Source organism: Algoriphagus pacificus (assembly GCF_017254845.1).
Lineage (GTDB): Bacteria > Bacteroidota > Bacteroidia > Cytophagales > Cyclobacteriaceae > Algoriphagus > Algoriphagus pacificus.
Window position 1 is genome coordinate 157383 of the sequence record NZ_JAFKCU010000001.1, and the last position, 19268, is coordinate 176650.

18 protein-coding genes are annotated in these 19268 nt (G+C 40.4%); 8 read left to right on the forward strand and 10 right to left on the reverse strand.

Features of this window, described 5'->3' with window-relative positions:
• Nucleotides 1-46 precede the first annotated feature (46 nt).
• From J0A69_RS00710 to J0A69_RS00735, 6 genes are all read left to right on the forward strand, one after another.
• Nucleotides 47-1561 (forward strand): Gfo/Idh/MocA family oxidoreductase, encoded by a 1515-nt coding sequence (locus tag J0A69_RS00710; protein ID WP_206584591.1) that lies wholly within the window; start codon nt 47-49, stop codon nt 1559-1561.
• Nucleotides 1562-1615: 54 nt separating this feature from the next.
• On the forward strand, nt 1616-2569 hold the full coding sequence (locus J0A69_RS00715; protein WP_206584592.1) for a sugar phosphate isomerase/epimerase family protein: 954 nt from the start codon (nt 1616-1618) through the stop codon (nt 2567-2569).
• Nucleotides 2570-2640: 71 nt separating this feature from the next.
• Nucleotides 2641-3003 carry a VOC family protein gene (locus tag J0A69_RS00720; RefSeq protein WP_206584593.1) on the forward strand — a complete coding sequence of 121 codons (363 nt, stop codon included), beginning with the start codon at nt 2641-2643 and terminating at the stop codon, nt 3001-3003.
• A 169-nt stretch (nt 3004-3172) separates the two neighbouring features.
• Nucleotides 3173-3817 (forward strand): NAD(P)-dependent oxidoreductase, encoded by a 645-nt coding sequence (locus tag J0A69_RS00725; RefSeq protein ID WP_206584594.1) that lies wholly within the window; start codon nt 3173-3175, stop codon nt 3815-3817.
• 76 nt (nt 3818-3893) lie between these two features.
• Nucleotides 3894-4280: a VOC family protein gene (locus J0A69_RS00730; RefSeq protein WP_206584595.1), complete on the forward strand. Its 387-nt coding sequence runs from the start codon at nt 3894-3896 to the stop codon at nt 4278-4280.
• 51 nt (nt 4281-4331) lie between these two features.
• Nucleotides 4332-4562 carry a VF530 family protein gene (locus J0A69_RS00735; RefSeq protein WP_206584596.1) on the forward strand — a complete coding sequence of 77 codons (231 nt, stop codon included), beginning with the start codon at nt 4332-4334 and terminating at the stop codon, nt 4560-4562.
• Nucleotides 4563-4789: 227 nt separating this feature from the next.
• Here J0A69_RS00735 and dnaN read toward each other — a convergent pair whose 3' ends face one another.
• The 6 genes from dnaN to J0A69_RS00765 form a co-directional block, all read right to left on the reverse strand.
• Entirely contained in the window at nt 4790-5914 is a 1125-nt protein-coding gene (dnaN, locus tag J0A69_RS00740; RefSeq protein WP_206584597.1) for a DNA polymerase III subunit beta, read from the reverse strand.
• 120 nt (nt 5915-6034) lie between these two features.
• On the reverse strand, nt 6035-7723 hold the full coding sequence (gene gldG, locus J0A69_RS00745) for a gliding motility-associated ABC transporter substrate-binding protein GldG (RefSeq protein ID WP_206584598.1): 1689 nt from the start codon (nt 7721-7723) through the stop codon (nt 6035-6037).
• Nucleotides 7720-8439, reverse strand: a complete 720-nt coding sequence (gene gldF, locus J0A69_RS00750; RefSeq protein ID WP_206585763.1) for a gliding motility-associated ABC transporter permease subunit GldF — start codon at nt 8437-8439, stop codon at nt 7720-7722. Before gldF ends, gldG begins: the two co-directional genes overlap by 4 nt.
• Before the next feature lie 87 nt (nt 8440-8526).
• On the reverse strand, nt 8527-9432 hold the full coding sequence (gene gldA / locus J0A69_RS00755) for a gliding motility-associated ABC transporter ATP-binding subunit GldA (RefSeq protein ID WP_206584599.1): 906 nt from the start codon (nt 9430-9432) through the stop codon (nt 8527-8529).
• Between the two features lie 128 nt (nt 9433-9560).
• Complete coding sequence (locus J0A69_RS00760; protein WP_206584600.1) at nt 9561-10085, reverse strand: peroxiredoxin family protein; 525 nt, start codon at nt 10083-10085, stop codon at nt 9561-9563.
• 181 nt (nt 10086-10266) lie between these two features.
• Nucleotides 10267-10965, reverse strand: a complete 699-nt coding sequence (locus tag J0A69_RS00765) for an SDR family oxidoreductase (RefSeq protein WP_206584601.1) — start codon at nt 10963-10965, stop codon at nt 10267-10269.
• Between the two features lie 149 nt (nt 10966-11114).
• Here J0A69_RS00765 and J0A69_RS00770 point away from each other — a divergent pair, with 149 nt between their 5' ends.
• Nucleotides 11115-12401, forward strand: coding sequence for an amidohydrolase (locus J0A69_RS00770; protein ID WP_206584602.1), 1287 nt, complete (start codon nt 11115-11117; stop codon nt 12399-12401).
• 52 nt (nt 12402-12453) lie between these two features.
• Here the strand turns inward: J0A69_RS00770 and J0A69_RS00775 are convergent, their stop codons facing one another.
• The 3 genes from J0A69_RS00775 to J0A69_RS00785 form a co-directional block, all read right to left on the reverse strand.
• Nucleotides 12454-13557 carry a DUF4249 family protein gene (locus tag J0A69_RS00775; RefSeq protein ID WP_206584603.1) on the reverse strand — a complete coding sequence of 368 codons (1104 nt, stop codon included), beginning with the start codon at nt 13555-13557 and terminating at the stop codon, nt 12454-12456.
• On the reverse strand, nt 13550-15967 hold the full coding sequence (locus J0A69_RS00780; RefSeq protein WP_206584604.1) for a TonB-dependent receptor: 2418 nt from the start codon (nt 15965-15967) through the stop codon (nt 13550-13552). Before J0A69_RS00780 ends, J0A69_RS00775 begins: the two co-directional genes overlap by 8 nt.
• A 123-nt stretch (nt 15968-16090) precedes the next feature.
• Nucleotides 16091-16909, reverse strand: coding sequence for a purine-nucleoside phosphorylase (locus tag J0A69_RS00785; RefSeq protein ID WP_206584605.1), 819 nt, complete (start codon nt 16907-16909; stop codon nt 16091-16093).
• A gap of 96 nt (nt 16910-17005) precedes the next feature.
• On the opposite strand from J0A69_RS00785, the gene J0A69_RS00790 reads away from it, so the two are divergent.
• A complete protein-coding gene (locus J0A69_RS00790) occupies nt 17006-17530 on the forward strand; it encodes an NADPH-dependent FMN reductase (protein WP_206584606.1) in 525 nt (174 codons plus the stop codon).
• Between the two features lie 3 nt (nt 17531-17533).
• Here J0A69_RS00790 and ftsZ read toward each other — a convergent pair whose 3' ends face one another.
• A complete protein-coding gene (gene ftsZ, locus J0A69_RS00795) occupies nt 17534-19180 on the reverse strand; it encodes a cell division protein FtsZ (protein ID WP_206584607.1) in 1647 nt (548 codons plus the stop codon).
• Nucleotides 19181-19268 lie beyond the last annotated feature (88 nt).

Consider the following 19268-nt stretch of genomic DNA (forward strand, 5'->3'; position numbering starts at 1 on the left):
ATTTGAAGCTTTGCTAAATTATATCCTCAACGAGAACCCAAAAAAAATGTCTTCACCCGAAAAGCTGAATCGACGCGAATTCATCGGAACAGCGGCAACCATTGCAGCTTCTTTTTCAATTGTCCCCTCTCATGTCATTGCAGGCTTGGGAAAAGTTCCTCCCTCTGATCAGATTACTGTAGCCAATATCGGTTGCGGCACTCAAGGTCTTCGAGAAATGGGAGGTTTATTATTAAATCCCCAAATCCGCGTGGTGGCAGTATGTGATTCAAATAAGTACACAGAAGATTACATAGACTGGTCACCTTACGGGATCAGAGATGATATCAGAGAGGTTTTGGGAGATGATACATGGTGGGAAAAAGCAAATGGAATCCCAGGAGGCAGGGATGTTGGACAGGCTTACGTTGAAAAATATTACGCAAAAAACAACCCCGGAGGAACATACAAAGGCTGCAGCTCCTATGAGGATTTTAGAGAGCTTTTTGCAAAAGAGCAAGGAATCGATGTTGTCAAAATCATGACTCCTGATCATACCCATGCGCCGATTGCTATGGCAGCCATGGAAAAAGGAATTCATGTGGTAACTCACAAACCCATTTCCAATAGGCTTTTAGAAGGAAGAAAAGTTATTGAACAGGCTAATAAAACCGGTGTAACCACCCATTTATTGGCATGGTCTGATCGTCCAGAATACCGCCAGATAAAAGCATGGATGGATGAAGGTTTGATCGGAGATCTTAAAGAAATCCACAATTGGTCTTATCGGCCTGTTTGGCAGCAATGGACCAAAAGACCCACAGAAACCAAACCAATACCCAAAGGATTTAACTGGGATTTGTGGCTGGGGCCAGTTCCCGACATGCCGTATCATCCTCACTATACCAACAACGTCTTTCGGGGCTGGTACGATTTCGGGGGCGGTTCGGTAGCGGACATGGGGCATTATAGTTTGTTTCCGCTTTTCGAAACTTTGGGCATCACAAATTCTCCAATAGTTGCAAAAGCATTTGGCACAACCACGCGGGAAGAAATTGATCATGTGTATCATTGGGTGGAAAATAATGTGGCCTTTCCTGCAAGCTGCATGATCAAATGGAAATTCCCTATGCAAGCATCTTTGCCAGAATTTGATCTCTTTTGGTATGATGGAGGAATGAAGCCCTTCGCTCCGGAAGAATTGGAAGCAGCAGGAAAAGACACCCCTGAAGAAGGCTTAATGCTGGTAGGCACAAAAGGCAAAATCTTAGGAGGATTCCGTGGCGAAAACCCAATATTACTTCCGGAAAGCAAAATGGCAAGTAGGCCTGACTCAGAAAAAATTAATTCCAGAGAGGTAGATCGGAACACGGATATGTGGGTTGAGGCTGTAAAAAATGGAAGTCAAACTCCCGGAAGCTTTACCAGAGCTCAAACTATTACTGACACGATCAACCTCGGTGCGATAGCCTTGCGAGCAAATAAAAGAATCGAATTTGATCCCGAACTTGTGAAAATCACAAATGACGAAGCTGCCAATCAATTCCTTAGCAGAACTTACAGAGCAGGCTGGGAAATCTAAAAACAGGCAATAAAATTACCGAACATATATTTTTCAAATCTTAACCCAAACATCATGAATAACCGAAGAACTTTTCTTAAAAATGCCGGTCTAGCCACTGCCGCAATTGGAATGGGCATACCGCAATTCAGTTTTGGTTCAACAAAAGCTGACCCTTTGTTTAAAATCTCACTTGCAGAATGGTCTTTGAATAAGGCCCTATTTGCAGGAAAAATCGATCATTTGGATTTTGCAAAACTTGCTAAAGAACATGAGATTGATGCTGTAGAATATGTAAATCAATTTTTCAAGGATAAAGCCAAAGACATGGCTTACCTCAGGGAAATGAAAACCCGTGCAGATGGAGAGGGTGTCACCTCTGTTTTGATCATGTGTGACGGTGAAGGAATGCTTGGAGCGGCAACTTCCGAAGGAAGAAAGCAGACGGTGGAAAACCATAAAAAATGGGTGGAAGCTGCCAAGTTTTTAGGTTGCCATGCTATACGGGTCAATGCCTATTCGGCAGTTCCCTGGAGTACCAATCCTGCCGATGCCAAAACTGCTATGGATATCACCAGCTCAGGATTGAGGCAGCTTTGCGAATTTGCTGAGGATTTTGATATCTCTGTGATTATTGAAAATCACGGAGGTTTCTCAAGTGATGCTAAATGGCTGGCAGAAATGATCAAAGAAACTGCGCATCCTTTAGCGGGCTCATTGCCTGATTTTGGCAACTTCCGAATCGCCAATGAAAACAACAAAGACATTTCTTACGATTCCTATCGAGGAGTGGATGAATTGATGCCTTATGCTAAAGGAGTCAGTCTAAAGCCAAAAGTTTGGGATGATCAAGGCAGGGAACATCCTTTGGATTTTACCAGAATGATGAAAATTGTGTTGTCCCATAATTTTCATAGCTATGTAGGAATCGAGCATGGAGTTGAAGGCAGGGAATGGGAAAGTATCTTCGAAATCAGAAGAGATCTGGAAGATGTCAGAAGAACTCTGGAAGCTCAAAGAAATAAGTAAACATTGGCTTAATTCTAAACTTTTTTCAAAGGATTCAGTAAAACAAACTGAGTCCTTTTTTTTATCAACTAATGAAAACTGAATTTTTAGCAACAGTCCCAGTTCTACCTTCCCAAAACATTGCCCGGGATTTGGAATGGTACGAGAAGAATCTGGGTTTTAAGAAGATTTTTGGAGATGATATGTACGTCGGCATTCATTTAGAGAATGTCTGGCTTCATTTACAATGGCATGCTGACACAGAGGATGATCCTTTATTGGGTGGCTCAGTTGCCAGGATTTTTGTCAATAATATTGAGCCTTATTTCAATAGTCTAGTTGCCAAAGGAGTACTTACGAAAGACAAGCTCCGAAAAAATACTCCATGGGGAACACATGAGTTTGGCCTTTATGACTTAAATAAGAATGCGATTTTCTTTGTGGAGGATGTTTGATAGGCAAACTTATTATTATTCTTTTTTCTTGATTAAAAAGTTAAATTCAAACTATTAAAATCTCTTTATAAATATTTGAGCCACCTAGCCTTCAGCATTATGACTGAAGAATTCAAGCTTTTCTCAAAAGCTGCTAGGTTTTATTTTATCAAATTTTATAAAGATTCAAATGAAAAAATATAATACTATCGCTGTCATCGGCGGAACAGGGAAGTCTGGAAATTATCTTGTTAAAGAACTCCTCGAAAGGAATTATAAAGTAAGGTTACTAGTCAGAAACCCAGAAAAATCTCCTCCCACTAAAGAAAATCTAGAGATAGTTTTTGGTGATGTTCTAAATCCGGCTTCTATTCGAGAATTACTAAAAGAAAGTGAAGCTGTGATAAGTACTCTTGGTTTAGGAATTCCAATAAGTCAAAAAACCATATTTTCAGAAACTACAAAAAGTATAGTTGAGGAATTTAAGAGAATTAATTTAAAGCGGTATATAGTACTTTCTAGTTTAAATGTTGATACAGACTTAGATGATAAAGGCGATTTTACTAAAGCTGCAACTAAATTCATGTATGACAATTTTCCCATTTCTACTCAAGATAAACAGGATGAGTATGATTTGTTGAGCAATTCGATTTTAGATTGGACAATTATCCGATCATCCATGATAGAATTAACAGATCAAAAAACTGATTATTTAGCCTCTACAATTGACTGCAAAGGGCAAAAGATTTCTGCCTCAAGTTTGGCAGAATTCCTAGTTGACCAATTGGAATCTAATGAGTATTTAAAAAAAGCACCATTTATTTGGAATAAATAATTGACTAATGGCGTGGGAATTCTCATGCCATTACTTTCCTTTTAAACCAAGAAATTGAAAAACGAAAATATTAACGATGAACCAACAACTAGGACAGCTTGCTCTCCTCGTCAAAGACTACGACGAAGCAATAAATTACTACACTCAGATACTCGGTTTTGAACTTTTAGAAGACACTAAATTATCAGAAACCAAGAGATGGGTCCGGGTCTCTCCTCCTGGATCAACTTGCCATTTACTTTTAGCGAAAGCTTCAAATGACAATCAGATAGCACAAATCGGATATCAGGCTGGAGGTCGTGTGTTTCTGTTTCTTTACACGGATGACTTCTGGAGAGATTACAAAAAATACACAGCCCGAGGAGTGGAGTTTATCCGAGAACCTAGTGAAGAAGAATTTGGGACGGTTTCTGTGTTTAAAGATCTTTATGGAAACCTTTGGGATTTGATCGAAAAGAAATAAGCTTCCAAAAAGTAAAAAATCGATAATTTTGATGGCATACCTTTAATCTCGATGGAAACCCAACCAAATAATCCGCTTCACGGAGTAAAACTAGCCGACATGGTCGCTCACTTAGTTGAGTTTTATGGTTGGGAAGAGCTCGGTCAAAGAATCACCATCCGCTGTTTTACGCACGATCCTTCCATCAATTCCAGTTTGAAATTCCTCAGAAAAACTCCCTGGGCCAGAGAGCGGGTGGAGGGATTGTATTTGAAGGCTTTGCGGGATGCGAAGAAGAAATAATTTTTTCTCGCAGAGTCGCAAGGATTGAGCAATTCCATCAAAACATAGAATTAGAATCCTCCAAACTTAGCTCAATTGGTGATTTCTGTTAAAGCTTTACTTTGCTCAACTCTGGGAAACCTTTGCGACCATCGCGGTAAAAAAATTTAGTCATTTAATCTTCTCAGATTTAAATGAAAAAAGCCCGAAGTATTCTCCGGGCTTTTCGTTTTATGGGTTGTGGTTGTTTATACGTAGTTATTCAACATCACTGGCATTACTAGCATCAGGATGTCTTCATTTTCGTCTTGCTCAGCTGGGACAATTAGACCCGCTCTATTTGGAGCAGAAAACTTCAAAGTCACTTCTTTGCAGGAAAGGTTATTCAACATCTCCACCAAGAATTTTGCATTGAAGCCGATTTCGATATCCTCTCCATCATGCTCACAAGACAATCTTTCATTTGCTTCATTGGAGAAGTCAAGATCTTCTGCAGAAATCAACAATTCGCTTCCTGTCAACTTCAATCTTACTTGATGGGTAGTTTTGTTGGCATAAATCGCAATACGTCTCAATGAACTCAAGATCTCAGATCTATCGATTGTCATCAAGTTAGGATTATCAGCAGGGATTACATTTTCATAATCAGGGAATCGCTCATCAATCAAACGACAGATCATCTTGATGCTGTTGAATTTGAAATATGCGTTTGACTGATTGAATTCTACAGTTACTGGAACGTTTTCAGAAGGCAAAGTAGACTTCAAAAGATTCAAAGCCTTTCTAGGAATAATCAAGCTTGCTGCACTGGAAGAAGCTACATCCACTCTTCTATATCTGATCAATCGGTGACCGTCAGTCGCAACAAAAGTTGTATTTGTTGGGCTCAGGTTAATATAAACCCCAGTCATTGCCGGTCTTAATTCATCAGAGCTCGTTGCAAAAATCGTATTTGAAACTGCGCTGGCAAGTACTTCAGTAGACATATCCACGGTAGTAGCATTGCTGACAGTTGGTATTTTAGGGAAATCAGTCGCGTTTTCGCCTGCCAATCTGTATCGACCATTATCAGAACTGATTTCTACAGCGTAAGTATCATGATCGATACTAAAAGTCACTGGTTGTTCCGGTAGATTTTTTAGAGTCTCGATCAATATTCTAGCAGGAACTGCAATATTTCCATCCTCTTTAGCCTCCACGTGAATCTCAGTGATCATCGAAGTCTGAAGATCAGAAGCAGTAATGGTCAAAACACTGTCTTGAATCTCAAAAAGGAAGTTTTCCAAAATAGGAACAACAGGGTTGGTAGTCACCACGCCGTTGATCGCTGAAAGCTGCTTGAGTAAGGCAGAAGAGGAAACAATAAATTTCATATCGAAGGGCTTATTAAATTTAATTCTTGCAATGGGGGTAAATTTATAAATAAAATCGATTCAGAACCGTCCCGATTCAGAAAGACTCGAAATTATTATCCACAAATAGCACTTTTTTAGCTAGTTTATTTTTCGGGAGTAATTTTGAACCCTGGTCCACCAGACCAAAGCCCCGATTAAAAGTAATACTAAAACTGGCGCGACCACATTAATCAGTTGCCAAAACGTTTTTTGCTCTACTATTTTCACCTTGTTCAATGGCCTGATCTGGAAAGTCCTGGTTCTGGAAGCAATAATCCCTTCCGGATCCACCAGGTATTTGACCATATTTCTAAGGAAAAGCTTATTGGCGTAAGTGACTTGACTAAAGGGATCCTCTCCCAAAGGCAAAGGACTGCCATCCTGAATACTTCTTTGGCTTTGAAAGACATCTCCATCCCCAATGACAACTACTTTTCCGGAACCAGACTCTTTAAAATCAGCTTTTGCAAATCCTTCAGGCAAAAACCTATTCTTGAAGAGCGATGTAAAATTTCCCTCCAGGAGGTAGGCCAAAGGAAGGTATTTCTCCGTGAAACTGGCAATCGGAGGGGCTTGCTCCATGTCGCTAAAGGCAACTCTAGCTGGTGCAGTTAGGATTTTGGAAGCCTCTGAGGTGAAAATCAAAGGTGTTTTCCTCACACCTTCTGCCATCACGGTATCTAGGCTGCTGGCAAAACGAAAATAAACCACATCAAGTCCTTTGGTAATCGGATGCTGCTGCATGCTTCCCGCCTGAATAAAAAAGGGCCAAGGCAAAGGAACCATTTGATCTTGGTTACCAAAATTCCCTGCCATCACGGGAAAGTAGCCAAAATTCAAATCTTGGATCAGGTCCTTGTTGATTCTGATTCCATACTTAAATAATAAATTTTCAAGTCCTGAATCTACGGGCATCGCGAAAGTGCCTTCTCCTCCAGCTTGAGCCATATCAACAGCCACTCCATCGACCATGACCACCAGATTCCCTCCGTTCATGACATATTGATCCAAAAGATAAATTTCCCTTTCAGAATAAATCTCTCTAGGCCCTTCGATAAAAATGATTTTGAAATTAGCTAAATCAGCAGCTGTCTTTGCCTGTTCCAGAGGAACTTTAAAAAGCTCAAACTCTCCATCCAAAGCCTCTACTAATCCAAATCCTTCATCTTCTGACATTTCTCCATGCCCCATGATCATGGCAATGGAAGACTCCTCGGGATTTACCAATTTATTGATGGCATTACTGAGTTCAAATTCTAAGTTCTCGATAGACTGATTCAGAATTTCATCAGGCCCCATGCCTTTCTCACCCTTCAAAATCAAAGCACCTGTTTCGAATTCTGCATCACTGACCAAAATCCCTGGAAAAATCAAAGTTGCCTGCTGCCCTGCGGTTTGGTTTACATATACATTGGTAGGATTTATCCCATAAGTGGTCAGAGATCCTATAAATTCTTCTTGTTGAGATGCCTCTACACTCAATGGATCAAAGTAGGAAAATGTAATCGGCTCTGGGCTGTAAGCATTAAATGTTCGCACGGTTTCTTCCATAGACTTTTGAAGTCTTCTCATTCCCCCAGGAAGATTTTCTCCAACCAAAAGGATGTCCACATGGATAGGCTCGGTGATGCTTTCCAAGACTTTTTCAGTAGCCGGATGAAGGGAATATCTTTTCTCCTCTGTCAGGTCAATTCGGAAATTAACCAACTGGGCAAGTAGGGCAATGACGATAAGTCCTCCGAAGAGAATAATCCAATATTTAGGGCTATTTGAACGGTTACTTTTCATCTGTTCTTCAAGACTAAAACACTGGATCCCAAAAACAACCAAATCATTCCCAACATAAAGAATACATCACTGGAATCGATTACTCCCCGGCTCAGATTGATGTAATGAAAACTCAGGCTCAATTCCTCCACCCAATAGGCAAAATTACCTACTTGCAGATCAGCCAAAGCTGAAAATCCGAAATACAACAGAAAGCAAAGAAACACTCCCAAAACAAAAGCGAGAACCTGTTGGGAGGTCAAGGCACTGGCGAATAAACCGACCGCTGCGAAAACAGCTCCGATCATGAGTAAACCAATCCATGAACCAAAGAATCCTGCCTGATCTAAATTCCCAACTGGATCACCTAGCTGGATAATACTATAGCAATAAATAAGTGTGGGCAATACTGCCAAAACCACCAAAAACAGCAAAGCCAAATACTTGGCAAGGATGATTTCGACCAGATTCAATGGAGAAGTTCTAAGCAATTCCCAGGTACCTGTTTTTCGTTCTTCGGAGATCGTCCGCATGGCGATGGCCGGAACCAAAAAAGTAAAAACGTAAGGTGTATAGGTAAATAAAGCTTCTAAGTCGGCATATCCATATTCCAACACCGAGCTTTCCGGAAATACCCAAACTATCAAGCCAATTGCTATTAGAAACAAAGCCAACACCAAGTAGCCCAGAAGGCTCCCAAAAAATGCATTGATTTCTTTCAGAAACAGACTATTCATCGGGTTATAACTGTTTTTCAGAGGTCCTCTGGAAACTCGCATGGCTAATAACGATTCCAATGTATAGATTCTTCGTTATGCTTGATTTCATTTCGTGATTTCTCTGAAGATTTGTTCTAAATTCTTTTTGTTTTGGTTCAGGCTGATCAGATTTAGATTTCTTTCCTGCACTATTTTCATAACGGATTTCCTCGCCTCAGCTGCGTCTTTTGCGGTTATCAGGAGTGTTTTATCGCCTTTCTTGCCGAAAGCAATTTGACCGAGATTCTCAAACCAAATCAACTCAAGACTTTCCTCTGTTTCCAATTCCAGCACCACTTCAGTGGCTCCAGATTTTAAATTTTCCAAAGGTTCAGATATGAGGATTTTTCCTTTGTTGATAATCACTACATCCTGGCAGATTGCTTCCACTTCCTGCATGATGTGGGTAGATAAAATCAGCGTTTTATCTTTTGCAATTTCTGAAATCAGGTTTCGGATTTCTACCAACTGATTTGGATCCAATCCAGTGGTGGGCTCATCCAAAATAATAACCTGCGGATCATGGATCAATGCTTTGGCCAGACCAACCCGCTGTCTATATCCTTTGGAAAGTTGTCCGATTTTTTTGTGCTGCTCTGGCTCCAATCCAACTTTACCCAAAATCTCTTTGATCCTTTGGCTTCTGTCCTTTCCAGTCACTCCATAGATCCCTGCCGAAAATTCCAGGAATTCTCTGACATACATATCTAAATACAAAGGATTGTGCTCTGGTAAATAGCCGATCATCGGGCTGACTTCTTTGGGATGAGCAAGAGCATTTTTTCCCAAAACACTAACTGCCCCGCTGTCAGCTTGCAAAAAACCTGTAATGATCTTCATGGTAGTGGATTTACCTGCACCATTGGGACCAAGAAATCCTAAAATTCTCCCAGGCATGGCTTTGAAAGACACTTGATCCAGTGCTTTCTGAGTTCCGTACAGTTTGGATAATTGGGATACTTCTAAGGACATGGGGTTATTTTACACGATCAAAAGTAAGCAAAAATTATAGTTTCAGAGCCTCATCTCGGCTTTGGAAGCTTATTGATCTGAGATAACAAACCAAGAAATAAAATAATTTTTCAGCCTTGGGCTGAAGCTTACTTTCCTCTGCTAAGATTTTCCAGCAACTGGTCAATTTCTGTGATGCCTACATACTCTGCGACCAATTCTTTTTTAGAGTTGTAGCAGAAAATGGATGGTACACTTCTGATCTGATAGAAACTTGCCACATTCATATCGGCATCCAGCAGAAAGTGAACAAAGCTTTTGTCTTTGATTCCAAGTTCCTCGACAAAGCCAATCATTTCTTCTTTGGGTTGGACCGTAGTGAAAATGAGGTTATAGTCTTTAAATTCATCAATTCTCTTTGAAATGGAGCCCAGCTCATCTTGGCACAAATGACAGGTAGAGTTGAAATAAATAAAGAGCGTCGGTTTGTCCTGAGCGAGTTGATGAATTGAATTTGCCTTTCCGTTGATATCATTCAATGTGAAATCCGGTAAATCCTTTGGAGCAGAAAGAGCTGGTAAAGCTTCAATTTCTCCATTTTGAGAGGAATAAGCCATATAAGCCGTGCATCCAAGAAGCAGCGTAAATAAGATGATCAGATTTACTTTTTTCATAGTATGATTTCAAAACGATTCAGGGCTCAAAATAAACACTAAACTTGCTGAAAGCAATTTAATCCCTTGCTAAAAGCTTTTAAGCAGTTTTGTTTTCATAGACTGTTATAAAAAGCAAACACCCACAAAGCAATTAAACTTTGTGGGTGTTTGGAGTTCATTATCAAATTTCCAGAAGAAATTACTTTTTCCCTTTTGGCCTTAAAGGTCTGCATTCCACATCTACCACAAAATAATTCGGATGGGTTTCCAGGGTCTGAACAATCGTGGAAGCCACATCTATTGGGCGCATCATATTTTCATGAGCATCCATACCTGGTATGTCATCAAAGAAATTAGTCTGGATAGATCCTGGGTATATGGTAGAAACTTTGATTCCAAAATCTCGAAGTTCCATGTACAAAGAATGTGAAATACCTCTGACAGCATGTTTTGTCCCAACATAACCTGCAAATTGGTTTACTCCATTCAGCCCGGCGATGGAGGCTACATTCAAAATATGACCTTCATCAGCAGCTTTCATGCCTGGAATCAAACGCTTGGTGACATAAAATATCCCATGCACATTCGTATCAAACATGGCTTTCCAATCTTCAGAGGAGAAAGTTTCTGTAGCTCCAGCAATTCCAAAACCAGCATTATTGACTAGAATACGGATGTCAGTTCCCAATTTGGAATTAGTCGCTTGAAATGCTTCTTCGACAGAATCCTCATTTGAAACATCACAAGTGAAAAAATGAAAGTTAGCATGGGTGAAGTCTGGCGCAGTTCTACCCCATCCGGCAACAGTGGCTCCTTTTTCCAATAATTGCTTTACTACTTCCAATCCCACACCTTTACTGACTCCTGTTACTACTGCTATTTTATCTTTTAAATCCATTTTTGCTCTGTTTAAACTATCCCATTCTAAAGCATTTCAAATCAAAATAGTTCTCTTTTGAAGGATCAATTTCTGATTATTGGGGATTCAAGAACTGTTCTTGTCTGTATTTTTCTAAATTTGATCAAATTGGATTTTAACCATCAACCATGAAAAAATTATTATTACCCTTACTACTAATCTCAGGATCTGCCTTTGCGCAGTCTAAATTAAAACCTGCGATAGATTCCAAGGCCAGCTCTATCGAATCGAAAGTTGTGGAGTGGAGAAGAGATATCCACATGCATCCGGAATTGGGAAACCAGGAATTCAGAACAGCCAAGAAGGTTGCAGATCATCTTCGTTCGCTGGGAATTGAAGTAACAGAAAATGTAGCGGTGACTGGCGTCGTAGGTTATTTGAAAGGTGGAAAACCAGGCCCGACAGTAGCACTTAGAGCTGATATGGATGCGCTGCCTGTGACAGAGAGAAATGATCTTCCTTTCAAATCCGTAAATACTGCCACCTATAATGGCCAGGAAACCGGAGTAATGCATGCCTGCGGACACGATACCCACGTGGCCATTTTGATGGGTGTTGCAGAAGTATTGGCTTCTATGAAGGATGATCTTCAAGGCAATGTGAAATTCTTCTTCCAACCAGCAGAAGAGGGAGTTTATGACGGAACCACGGCCGGAGCAGAATTGATGGTTGAAGAGGGTGTTATGGAAGATGTTGATGCTGTTTTTGGACTACACATCGCTTCCCAAATGGAAGTGGGTAAGATCGGATACCGGTCTGGACCTGCTATGGCTGCAGTTGATAATTTAGAAATCAAGGTTAAAGGTCGTCAAGCTCACGGAGCTTCACCATGGTCAAGTGTTGACCCAATAGTGACCAGCTCACAAATTGTCATGGGGCTTCAGACAATCCTATCCAGAAGTGTAAACATCACTGAAAACCCTGCTGTGGTTACAGTCGGAGCAATTCATGGTGGAATTCGTCATAATATCATTCCTGAGGAAGTGGATATGATTGGAACCATCCGAACTTTCGGAGATGAGCAGCAAGAACTAGTGCACAAAAGAATTACTGAAATCGTAACCAATATCGCTGAGAGTGCTGGAGCAACTGTGGATTTGAAAATCGAAAAGCTTTATCCATCTACAGTAAATGATCCGGCTTTGACCGCTGAAATGCTACCATCTATTGTTGCTGCAGCTGGTGAAGGAAATGTTATTTCAATGCCTCCAATTACAGGAGCAGAAGATTTTAGCTTTTTCCAGAGAGAAAAACCAGGACTATTTATCAACCTAGGCGGTATGAAAAAAGGTGGCGATCCAACAACCACACCTTCCCACCATACCCCTGGATTCTACATTGATGAGGGAGGTTTTGTACTCGGTATGAAAGCCCTAAGCTATTTTGTAGTGGATTACATGGGAATGAAAAAATAATCATCAAAGCAAAAAACCAAAGCCTCGAATCAATTATTGATTCGAGGCTTTTTTATTGGTCAAACCACCATGGAGGCGTGTCATTGCTGCTGTTTTTAAATTCGCTACATCGCAAACAGGTCTTTGGATAATCATCCAGTGGGCGATTAGGGGCGTAAGTACATACTTCTGGATTGAAGAAAGGAACATCAGCCCGGGTAGTATAAATCCTTGTCAGATTTACTTTGGCCACTTCAAAATATCCCAAAACTACTTCCTCACTATCATCCACATTGTAAATATTCCCATTTACCGGAGCTGGAGGGGTATCAAATACTGACCCTGTATTATTGACCAGTTCCTTGATTCTTCGCCAATACTCAAAAGCCTCCCGATCAGTGCTGACCTGTCTTACATTGAAATAATGCCTGCTGAGAAAAGACTCATCAATCACGCGCTGGGCTACAATTTGGCTGGTCATACCTCCAGGGTTATTTAGCAAATCCCCATTTACTAAGGTTATCCTACTCGGATCAGGATACCCAAAAACATAGCAATCCGGTGGAGCCCTATTAAAGGGATTGGGGAAAAAAGTCAGATTCCAATAATAGGCTTCATCCACATCCCATCTTAAATAATATCCTCCAGTTTCCTGAGGAAGCGTGGCGGTTGTCTCGATAGAGATAAAAGCAGTTTCAGGTTGATCTTCGATAATCCCTCGGGTAAAGGAGTAAGACAATTCATCAGAACCCACGATTTTCGGCATGACTTGAGGCTTTGACCGGTAAGTCCTTCCCTGAATTTCTATTTCAAGATAAATATCAGTTGCCCGCTCCAGGTCTAAACCGGTATTCATTTCATATTGCCCGATTTTGGTTTCAGTGTAGACTACATTCGATCTGCCTTCTGGGTTATTTGCAATAAGCTTAACAGTGGCTCCAGAAACCGGTCTTGGCAAATCATTGAGCGTAAAATAATCTCCTGACAGTAAGGGTTCTCGGTCCGCTGAGGTTGTTTCGGAAAGGAAAACCAATTGTGGTTCATTCAAATTATTGACCTGACCAGATACTATCAGTTTTTCTACTCCTTTATTCAAAGGAAAATCAATTTGATCCACGCAACTCACGCAAATCAAAGTGCTCCACAAAAGCAGATATTTTAAAATTGTCTTATTCATCTGCAGCTCCTCCAAACTTTATACTATAGGTAATTGATGGGAAAATTGCCCCAAGAACCGCCAATCGATAAGGCCGTAATTGCTGGGAATCCCCGTCTTTTTGCCAAAAAACCGAATAGGCATTTCTTCTACCAAGTAAATTATAAATGCTAAAATTCAAGCTGTCGCCTTTTTTGGAAAACACTTTTTCTACGGTGTAAGAAAGGTCTACCCGAAAATAATCGGGAACACGATATTCATTCCTTCCGGTGTATTCCGGTACAATCAAACCACCAAGAACATAGGAAGAATTTACAGCTGAAATCGGCCTGCCAGTGGCGTAGTTGATACTTAAATTAAACAAGCCTCTCGGGTACATTTTTCTGCTGAGAATAAAATTGACTTCATGCGGCTTATCAAAATTTGAAGGAAACCAATCTCCATTGTTGATCTGCTCTTCGGAAAACTCGCTGATCGTTCTAAAAAAGGATCGGGAGTAAGTATAAGCAAGCCAACCAGTTACTTTCCCAAGATTTCTTTTGATCAAAAACTCCAAGCCATAAGCTTTCCCGTCTCCAAAAACCAGTTCGGTTTCTAGATGTGGGTTTTGGAAAATCTTCGCAAAATTCCTGTATTCCACCTGGTTTTCCGTCAACCTATAAAAAGCATCAACAGAGTATTCCCAGGTATTTCCTTCTGAATTATGAAAAATCCCCAAGGAGAAATTATCTGATTTTTGAGGTGGAATGTAAGTCGTGCTCAATTGCCAGAGATCAATAGGCGTAGGACCAAATGTATTACTTACAGACTGAATATATTGAAACAAACGGGCGTAACTCATTTTGACAGAGGTGCGATTTCCCAAATTCCTTCTTAAAGATATCCGAGGTTCAAGCCCGGAATATCCTTTGATTTTTCCTTTTCCTTCTACAGTGTTTGAGATGATATTTTCTTCAGAAATTGAAGCATTTGGAGCGTATTGAAAGACTGTATCAGGTCCCAATTGTGAAAACCCTGAAAATCTCAATCCAGCAACTACACCGGTATTTTCATTGATATCCCATTCCATAGTCGTAAATCCAGCTGTTTCCAAACCCTTTTCTTTCCCTACTTCAGAAGGTTGAACAGACGAAAAATCATCATATGGAGTCAGTTTTTCAGGTTTGCTGGCGTAATTAATTGCTTCTGCACCAACTGTAAAAGAGAGGTTTTCATTTGCCCAAACTACTGAGAGTTTCCCTTGCTGGTACCGCATTCCATTGGAAACATTCGCAGCCTCAGCTCCCACAGGATCAAAAAATGAATTTTGGAAATCTCCATCCGCAAAAAGCGCTGAAAGAGAAAGATTCTCATTAAGAATCCCTCGATACTTCAGTGAACTGACCCTGTTCACCCAATCGTACCCAAACTCCTCCGAAAACTTAAAATAATCACTGGTCAAAAGTGTGTTTGCTTCCAGATTATGCCCCTTTGCCAACTCCCAAGCTAAACCTACATAGCCATCATAAAAATTCAATTTGCTGTTTTTGATATCAAAGTTCCGCGCCTGTTTCAGCAACCAATTGGTATTTGAAACTCTGGCACCCAAAATGATACTTGCTTTATTTTTTGACAATGGACCTTCCAATAAAATCCTTCCATTGGATGTACCGATTCCTAACTGACCTCCCCAGTTTTCTTTATCTCCTTCCCGCATTTGGATATTCAGAGCTGAACCAGCTCTTCCTCCAAAATTTGCCGGGAGATTGCCTTTATAAAGAGTGAAGTTTTCAGTGACATCAGTATTGAATGCAGATAAGAACCCAAGCGCATGATTAGAGCTTAAGACCATGACTTCATCCATCAAGAGTAAATTCTGATCAGTTTTTGCACCTCTTACATTTATTCCAGAAGTGCCTTCCCCGACAGTACTGACACCGGGAAGTAATTGAAGCCCTTTGAAAATATCAGCTTCGCCCAAAAAGGCAGGAATAGCTTTGAGCTCTCTTGTTGTAAGTTTTGTAACACCAGTTATTGGATCCCTTACATTCCTATCCGGTTGATCAGATAGCACCACCACTCCTTCCAGTTCAAAGCTTTTGTCTTCCATCTGCAGATCCAAAACTGCATTTTCATAGATAGTAATCTGAGTGGCCAAAGGGATTTTGGACAGACTTCTAAATACAACTTTGTGAGCTCCTGGCTTGAGATTTACCAAATAAGTCCCAAAACGATCAGAATTAATTCCCGAATAAGTTCCATCAACATGTAAACCCACACCTTCGATGGGCTCTCCCGAATATTTATCAGTCAACTTACCTGTAAGTATGTATGAGCTAGCAGAATTGCCAGTATTCTTACCGAAAGAAAATGAAAGTGAATCGGTTTGCCCGAAGGCAGGAAAACATGCTACCAATACAAGAAAAATGGTTCGTTTGATGGCATGCAGCATAGCTGAAAAGTTTCAGATCAAAATTGGGTTTATCACTCTTACCTAAACTACTAAAAATGAGCTTTGTTCGGAAAGATTACTTGATGATTGGAAGAAATTAAATGTATAAAGGTCAGGTTTAGTTTACATCTGCTTGACCAATTCGGACATGATCTTTGCTAATACAGGTTCCGCTTGCTTGGCCGCAGCGATGACTTCTTCTAAGGTAATTTTCTTGATTTTACCCTCCACTCCCAAATCCGTTATGGCTGACATACCAAAAACTTCCACTCCCATTTGTCTTGCCACAATCACTTCAGGTACCGTACTCATTCCCACAGCATCAGCACCTATAGTACGAAGGTATTTGTATTCAGCTGGTGTTTCCAGATTCGGTCCCTGCACTCCTGCATAGACTCCTGTATGAAACATAAACTTATGCTCGACAGCTATTTTTTCTGCCAATTCTATCAATCTTCTAGAATAAGCATCACTCATATCAGGAAATCGTGGACCGAATTGATCCATATTTTCCCCTCTCAAAGGGCTTTCAGGGAATAAATCAATATGATCTGTAATGATCATCACCTCACCGACATGTTGAGAAGGATTAAGACCTCCACAGGCATTGGACACTAATAAATGCTTGATACCAAGAGATTTCATCACTCGAACTGGGAAAGTCACTTCTTTCATGGAATATCCCTCGTAGTAATGAAATCTTCCTTTCATGGCTACCACTTTTTTATCTCCAATGCTTCCAAAAATCAATTTTCCAGAATGACTCTCTACTGTAGATAGTGGAAAGTGGGGAATCTCGCTGTAATCAATTTCAAGGTCTACATGAATTTGATCGCCTAGTTTTCCTAACCCTGTTCCCAAAATTATCCCGATATTCACGGCATTGGGAAAAAGGTTTTTGATAAATAAGGCGGCTTCTTGAATCTGGTCTGCGTAGTTCATAAGGACAAAAATTCTATTCAGGTAAAGATATTAAAATTGGCCTTTGTTCGAACCATTCCATTAAACAGCTTGTATTAGTTGACAAATAATTCTCGCATGATCAAAATTGTCGTCGGCACCAACCGAAAAAATTCTGTCTCTAAAGTAATCGCTGAGCTTTATCAGGCTATCCTAAAAGAAAAAGGAGCTGAATCCGAAATCTTGGAATTGGAAAATCTTCCGATAGATTTTATTGAAACGGCCATGTATGAGAATAATGGCAAAAATGAGGAATACAACCAGTTTCATGATAAACTGGAATCAGGGAAAAAATTTGTCTTTATCGTGCCCGAATACAATGGATCCTTTCCGGGAATTTTAAAAACATTTATAGATGGGATGACCTATCCCAATACATTTAGAAATAAAAAAAGTGCCCTAGTGGGCATCTCTTCTGGAATCGGGGGAGGTGGCCTCGCTTTGAGCCACCTCACCGATATATTCCATTATCTGGGTATGCATGTCCTTGCTCTCAAGCCGAGGCTCGCTAAAATAGAGCAAAATATGTCAGATAACCTGCTCACCAACAGGTTGTACTTGGAATTGCTGCATACCCAAGCAGAAATGCTGCTTGAATTTTAGGACTTAGTCCACATTATCATGCAGGAATCTGTTGTTTCCTAAGATCTCATTGTCATCGTTCAGATTGTACTTACTGATGTTTTGCTCTGAACTATGCTGAGGCTCATTCAACTTTACGTTTTTACGCTGATAAGCAGGAACTTCCATTTTCTCCTTTAATTCTTCTGGAGTTGGGTTAAATGACCTGTTTCCTCTTAGCTTTTCAAAACGCTCATGAGCTCTTTGAATAGCTTTTTGCTTCATTTGCTCATAGTAATCATTTGCAAAAGCAGGTGCAGCTGGTTCAGATTCCTCTTTCTTAGGCTCTGGCTGATTTTCTGGCTCTTCTTCGTAAAGATCATGCACGATTTTTTCCGGCTCAGGCTTTACAAATTCAAACTCAGACTTTTCTTCCTGCATTGGCTTTACTTCAAAATTAAACTCAGACTCAGTCTCTTCTTCTTTCTGAACTGGTTTCTCTTCCTGCTTTTTCTCAGTAGGTGTTACTTTTGGAAAAGAGAATACAAAAGTTGAATTATTGGCAACCGTCTCTTCTTTTACTTTTTCGCTTTTTCCGGAATCAAGGTTGATCACTGTCTTCACAGCTTCTTGTTCAGGTGCTTTTTCTTTTACGCTGGGAGCGATTACCGGAGTAGGAAGAGGAGTTTTCATTTCTGCCTTTTTAGCAGCTCCTTCCAATCTGTCCATTTCAAAACCTGTAGCAATAACAGTAACTCTGATTGCTTTGCCTAGTTCAGGATCGATACCTTGACCGAAGATAACTTCTGCATTGTCACCTGCTTTTTCCTGGATGTATTCAGTGATTTCACTCAATTCGTCCATAGACAATTCCTCATCTTCCCCAGACATGATAGAAAGCAAGATTTTTTCAGCTCCTTTGATATCCACATTGTTCAATAATGGAGAGGAAATAGCAGCACCAGCAGCGCGGATCGCTCTGCCTTCGCCTTCTTCTGTAGAAGATCCCATGACAGCAGCTCCAGCATCTTTCATTACTGTTTTCACGTCTTCAAAATCGACGTTTACGTCTTGATGAATTGTGATGATTTCAGCAATTGATTTGGCAGCGGTGGTCAAAATATCATCTGCTTTGCCGAAGGCAGTTCTGATAGCCAGGTTGCCATAGATCTCTCTCAATTTATCATTGAGAATAACCAATACAGTGTCACAGTTTTCACGCAAAGATTCGATTCCTTGCTGTGCCACGTTCATTTTCTTTTTACCCTCAAACATAAATGGAGCAGTGACAATACCTACTGTCAAAATGTTGAGTTCTTTAGCGATTTTAGCAATCACCGGAGCAGCACCAGTACCGGTTCCTCCACCCATACCTGCGGTGATGAAAACCATTTTGGTGTTGTCTGCCAATAGCTCACGAATCTCATCCTGAGATTCAATGGCTGCGTTTTTACCTTGCTCAGGATTTGCTCCTGCGCCTAAACCTTCTGTAAGGTTTGCTCCCAATTGAAGTCTCAAAGGAACCGGACTGGATTTTAAAGCTTGTGCATCGGTATTGACTACCACAAACTCCACATCTTTGATTCCTTGGCTGAACATGTGGTTTACGGCATTAGAACCGCCACCCCCAACGCCAATTACTTTGATAATCGACTTCTGATTTTTTGGAAGATCAAATCTGTAATCTTTCATGTTATCTGACATATTTATTTATTGGTGAATTAGTTTCTGTTGTTAGTGTGAAAAGGTATACAGGGAAATAAGCGGCAGAGCTACTTAT

Coding starts and splice junctions, on each gene's coding strand:
- J0A69_RS00720 (WP_206584593.1), top strand. CDS start 2,641: ATGAAAACTGAATTTTTAGCAACAGTCCCAGTTCTACCTTCCCAAAAC.
- J0A69_RS00735 (WP_206584596.1), top strand. CDS start 4,332: ATGGAAACCCAACCAAATAATCCGCTTCACGGAGTAAAACTAGCCGAC.
- J0A69_RS00760 (WP_206584600.1), bottom strand. CDS start 10,085: ATGAAAAAAGTAAATCTGATCATCTTATTTACGCTGCTTCTTGGATGC.
- J0A69_RS00710 (WP_206584591.1), top strand. CDS start 47: ATGTCTTCACCCGAAAAGCTGAATCGACGCGAATTCATCGGAACAGCG.
- gldG (WP_206584598.1), bottom strand. CDS start 7,723: ATGAAAAGTAACCGTTCAAATAGCCCTAAATATTGGATTATTCTCTTC.
- J0A69_RS00730 (WP_206584595.1), top strand. CDS start 3,894: ATGAACCAACAACTAGGACAGCTTGCTCTCCTCGTCAAAGACTACGAC.
- gldA (WP_206584599.1), bottom strand. CDS start 9,432: ATGTCCTTAGAAGTATCCCAATTATCCAAACTGTACGGAACTCAGAAA.
- J0A69_RS00765 (WP_206584601.1), bottom strand. CDS start 10,965: ATGGATTTAAAAGATAAAATAGCAGTAGTAACAGGAGTCAGTAAAGGT.
- gldF (WP_206585763.1), bottom strand. CDS start 8,439: ATGAATAGTCTGTTTCTGAAAGAAATCAATGCATTTTTTGGGAGCCTT.
- J0A69_RS00775 (WP_206584603.1), bottom strand. CDS start 13,557: ATGAATAAGACAATTTTAAAATATCTGCTTTTGTGGAGCACTTTGATT.
- J0A69_RS00790 (WP_206584606.1), top strand. CDS start 17,006: ATGATCAAAATTGTCGTCGGCACCAACCGAAAAAATTCTGTCTCTAAA.
- J0A69_RS00785 (WP_206584605.1), bottom strand. CDS start 16,909: ATGAACTACGCAGACCAGATTCAAGAAGCCGCCTTATTTATCAAAAAC.
- J0A69_RS00715 (WP_206584592.1), top strand. CDS start 1,616: ATGAATAACCGAAGAACTTTTCTTAAAAATGCCGGTCTAGCCACTGCC.
- J0A69_RS00770 (WP_206584602.1), top strand. CDS start 11,115: ATGAAAAAATTATTATTACCCTTACTACTAATCTCAGGATCTGCCTTT.
- J0A69_RS00780 (WP_206584604.1), bottom strand. CDS start 15,967: ATGCTGCATGCCATCAAACGAACCATTTTTCTTGTATTGGTAGCATGT.
- J0A69_RS00725 (WP_206584594.1), top strand. CDS start 3,173: ATGAAAAAATATAATACTATCGCTGTCATCGGCGGAACAGGGAAGTCT.
- dnaN (WP_206584597.1), bottom strand. CDS start 5,914: ATGAAATTTATTGTTTCCTCTTCTGCCTTACTCAAGCAGCTTTCAGCG.
- ftsZ (WP_206584607.1), bottom strand. CDS start 19,180: ATGAAAGATTACAGATTTGATCTTCCAAAAAATCAGAAGTCGATTATC.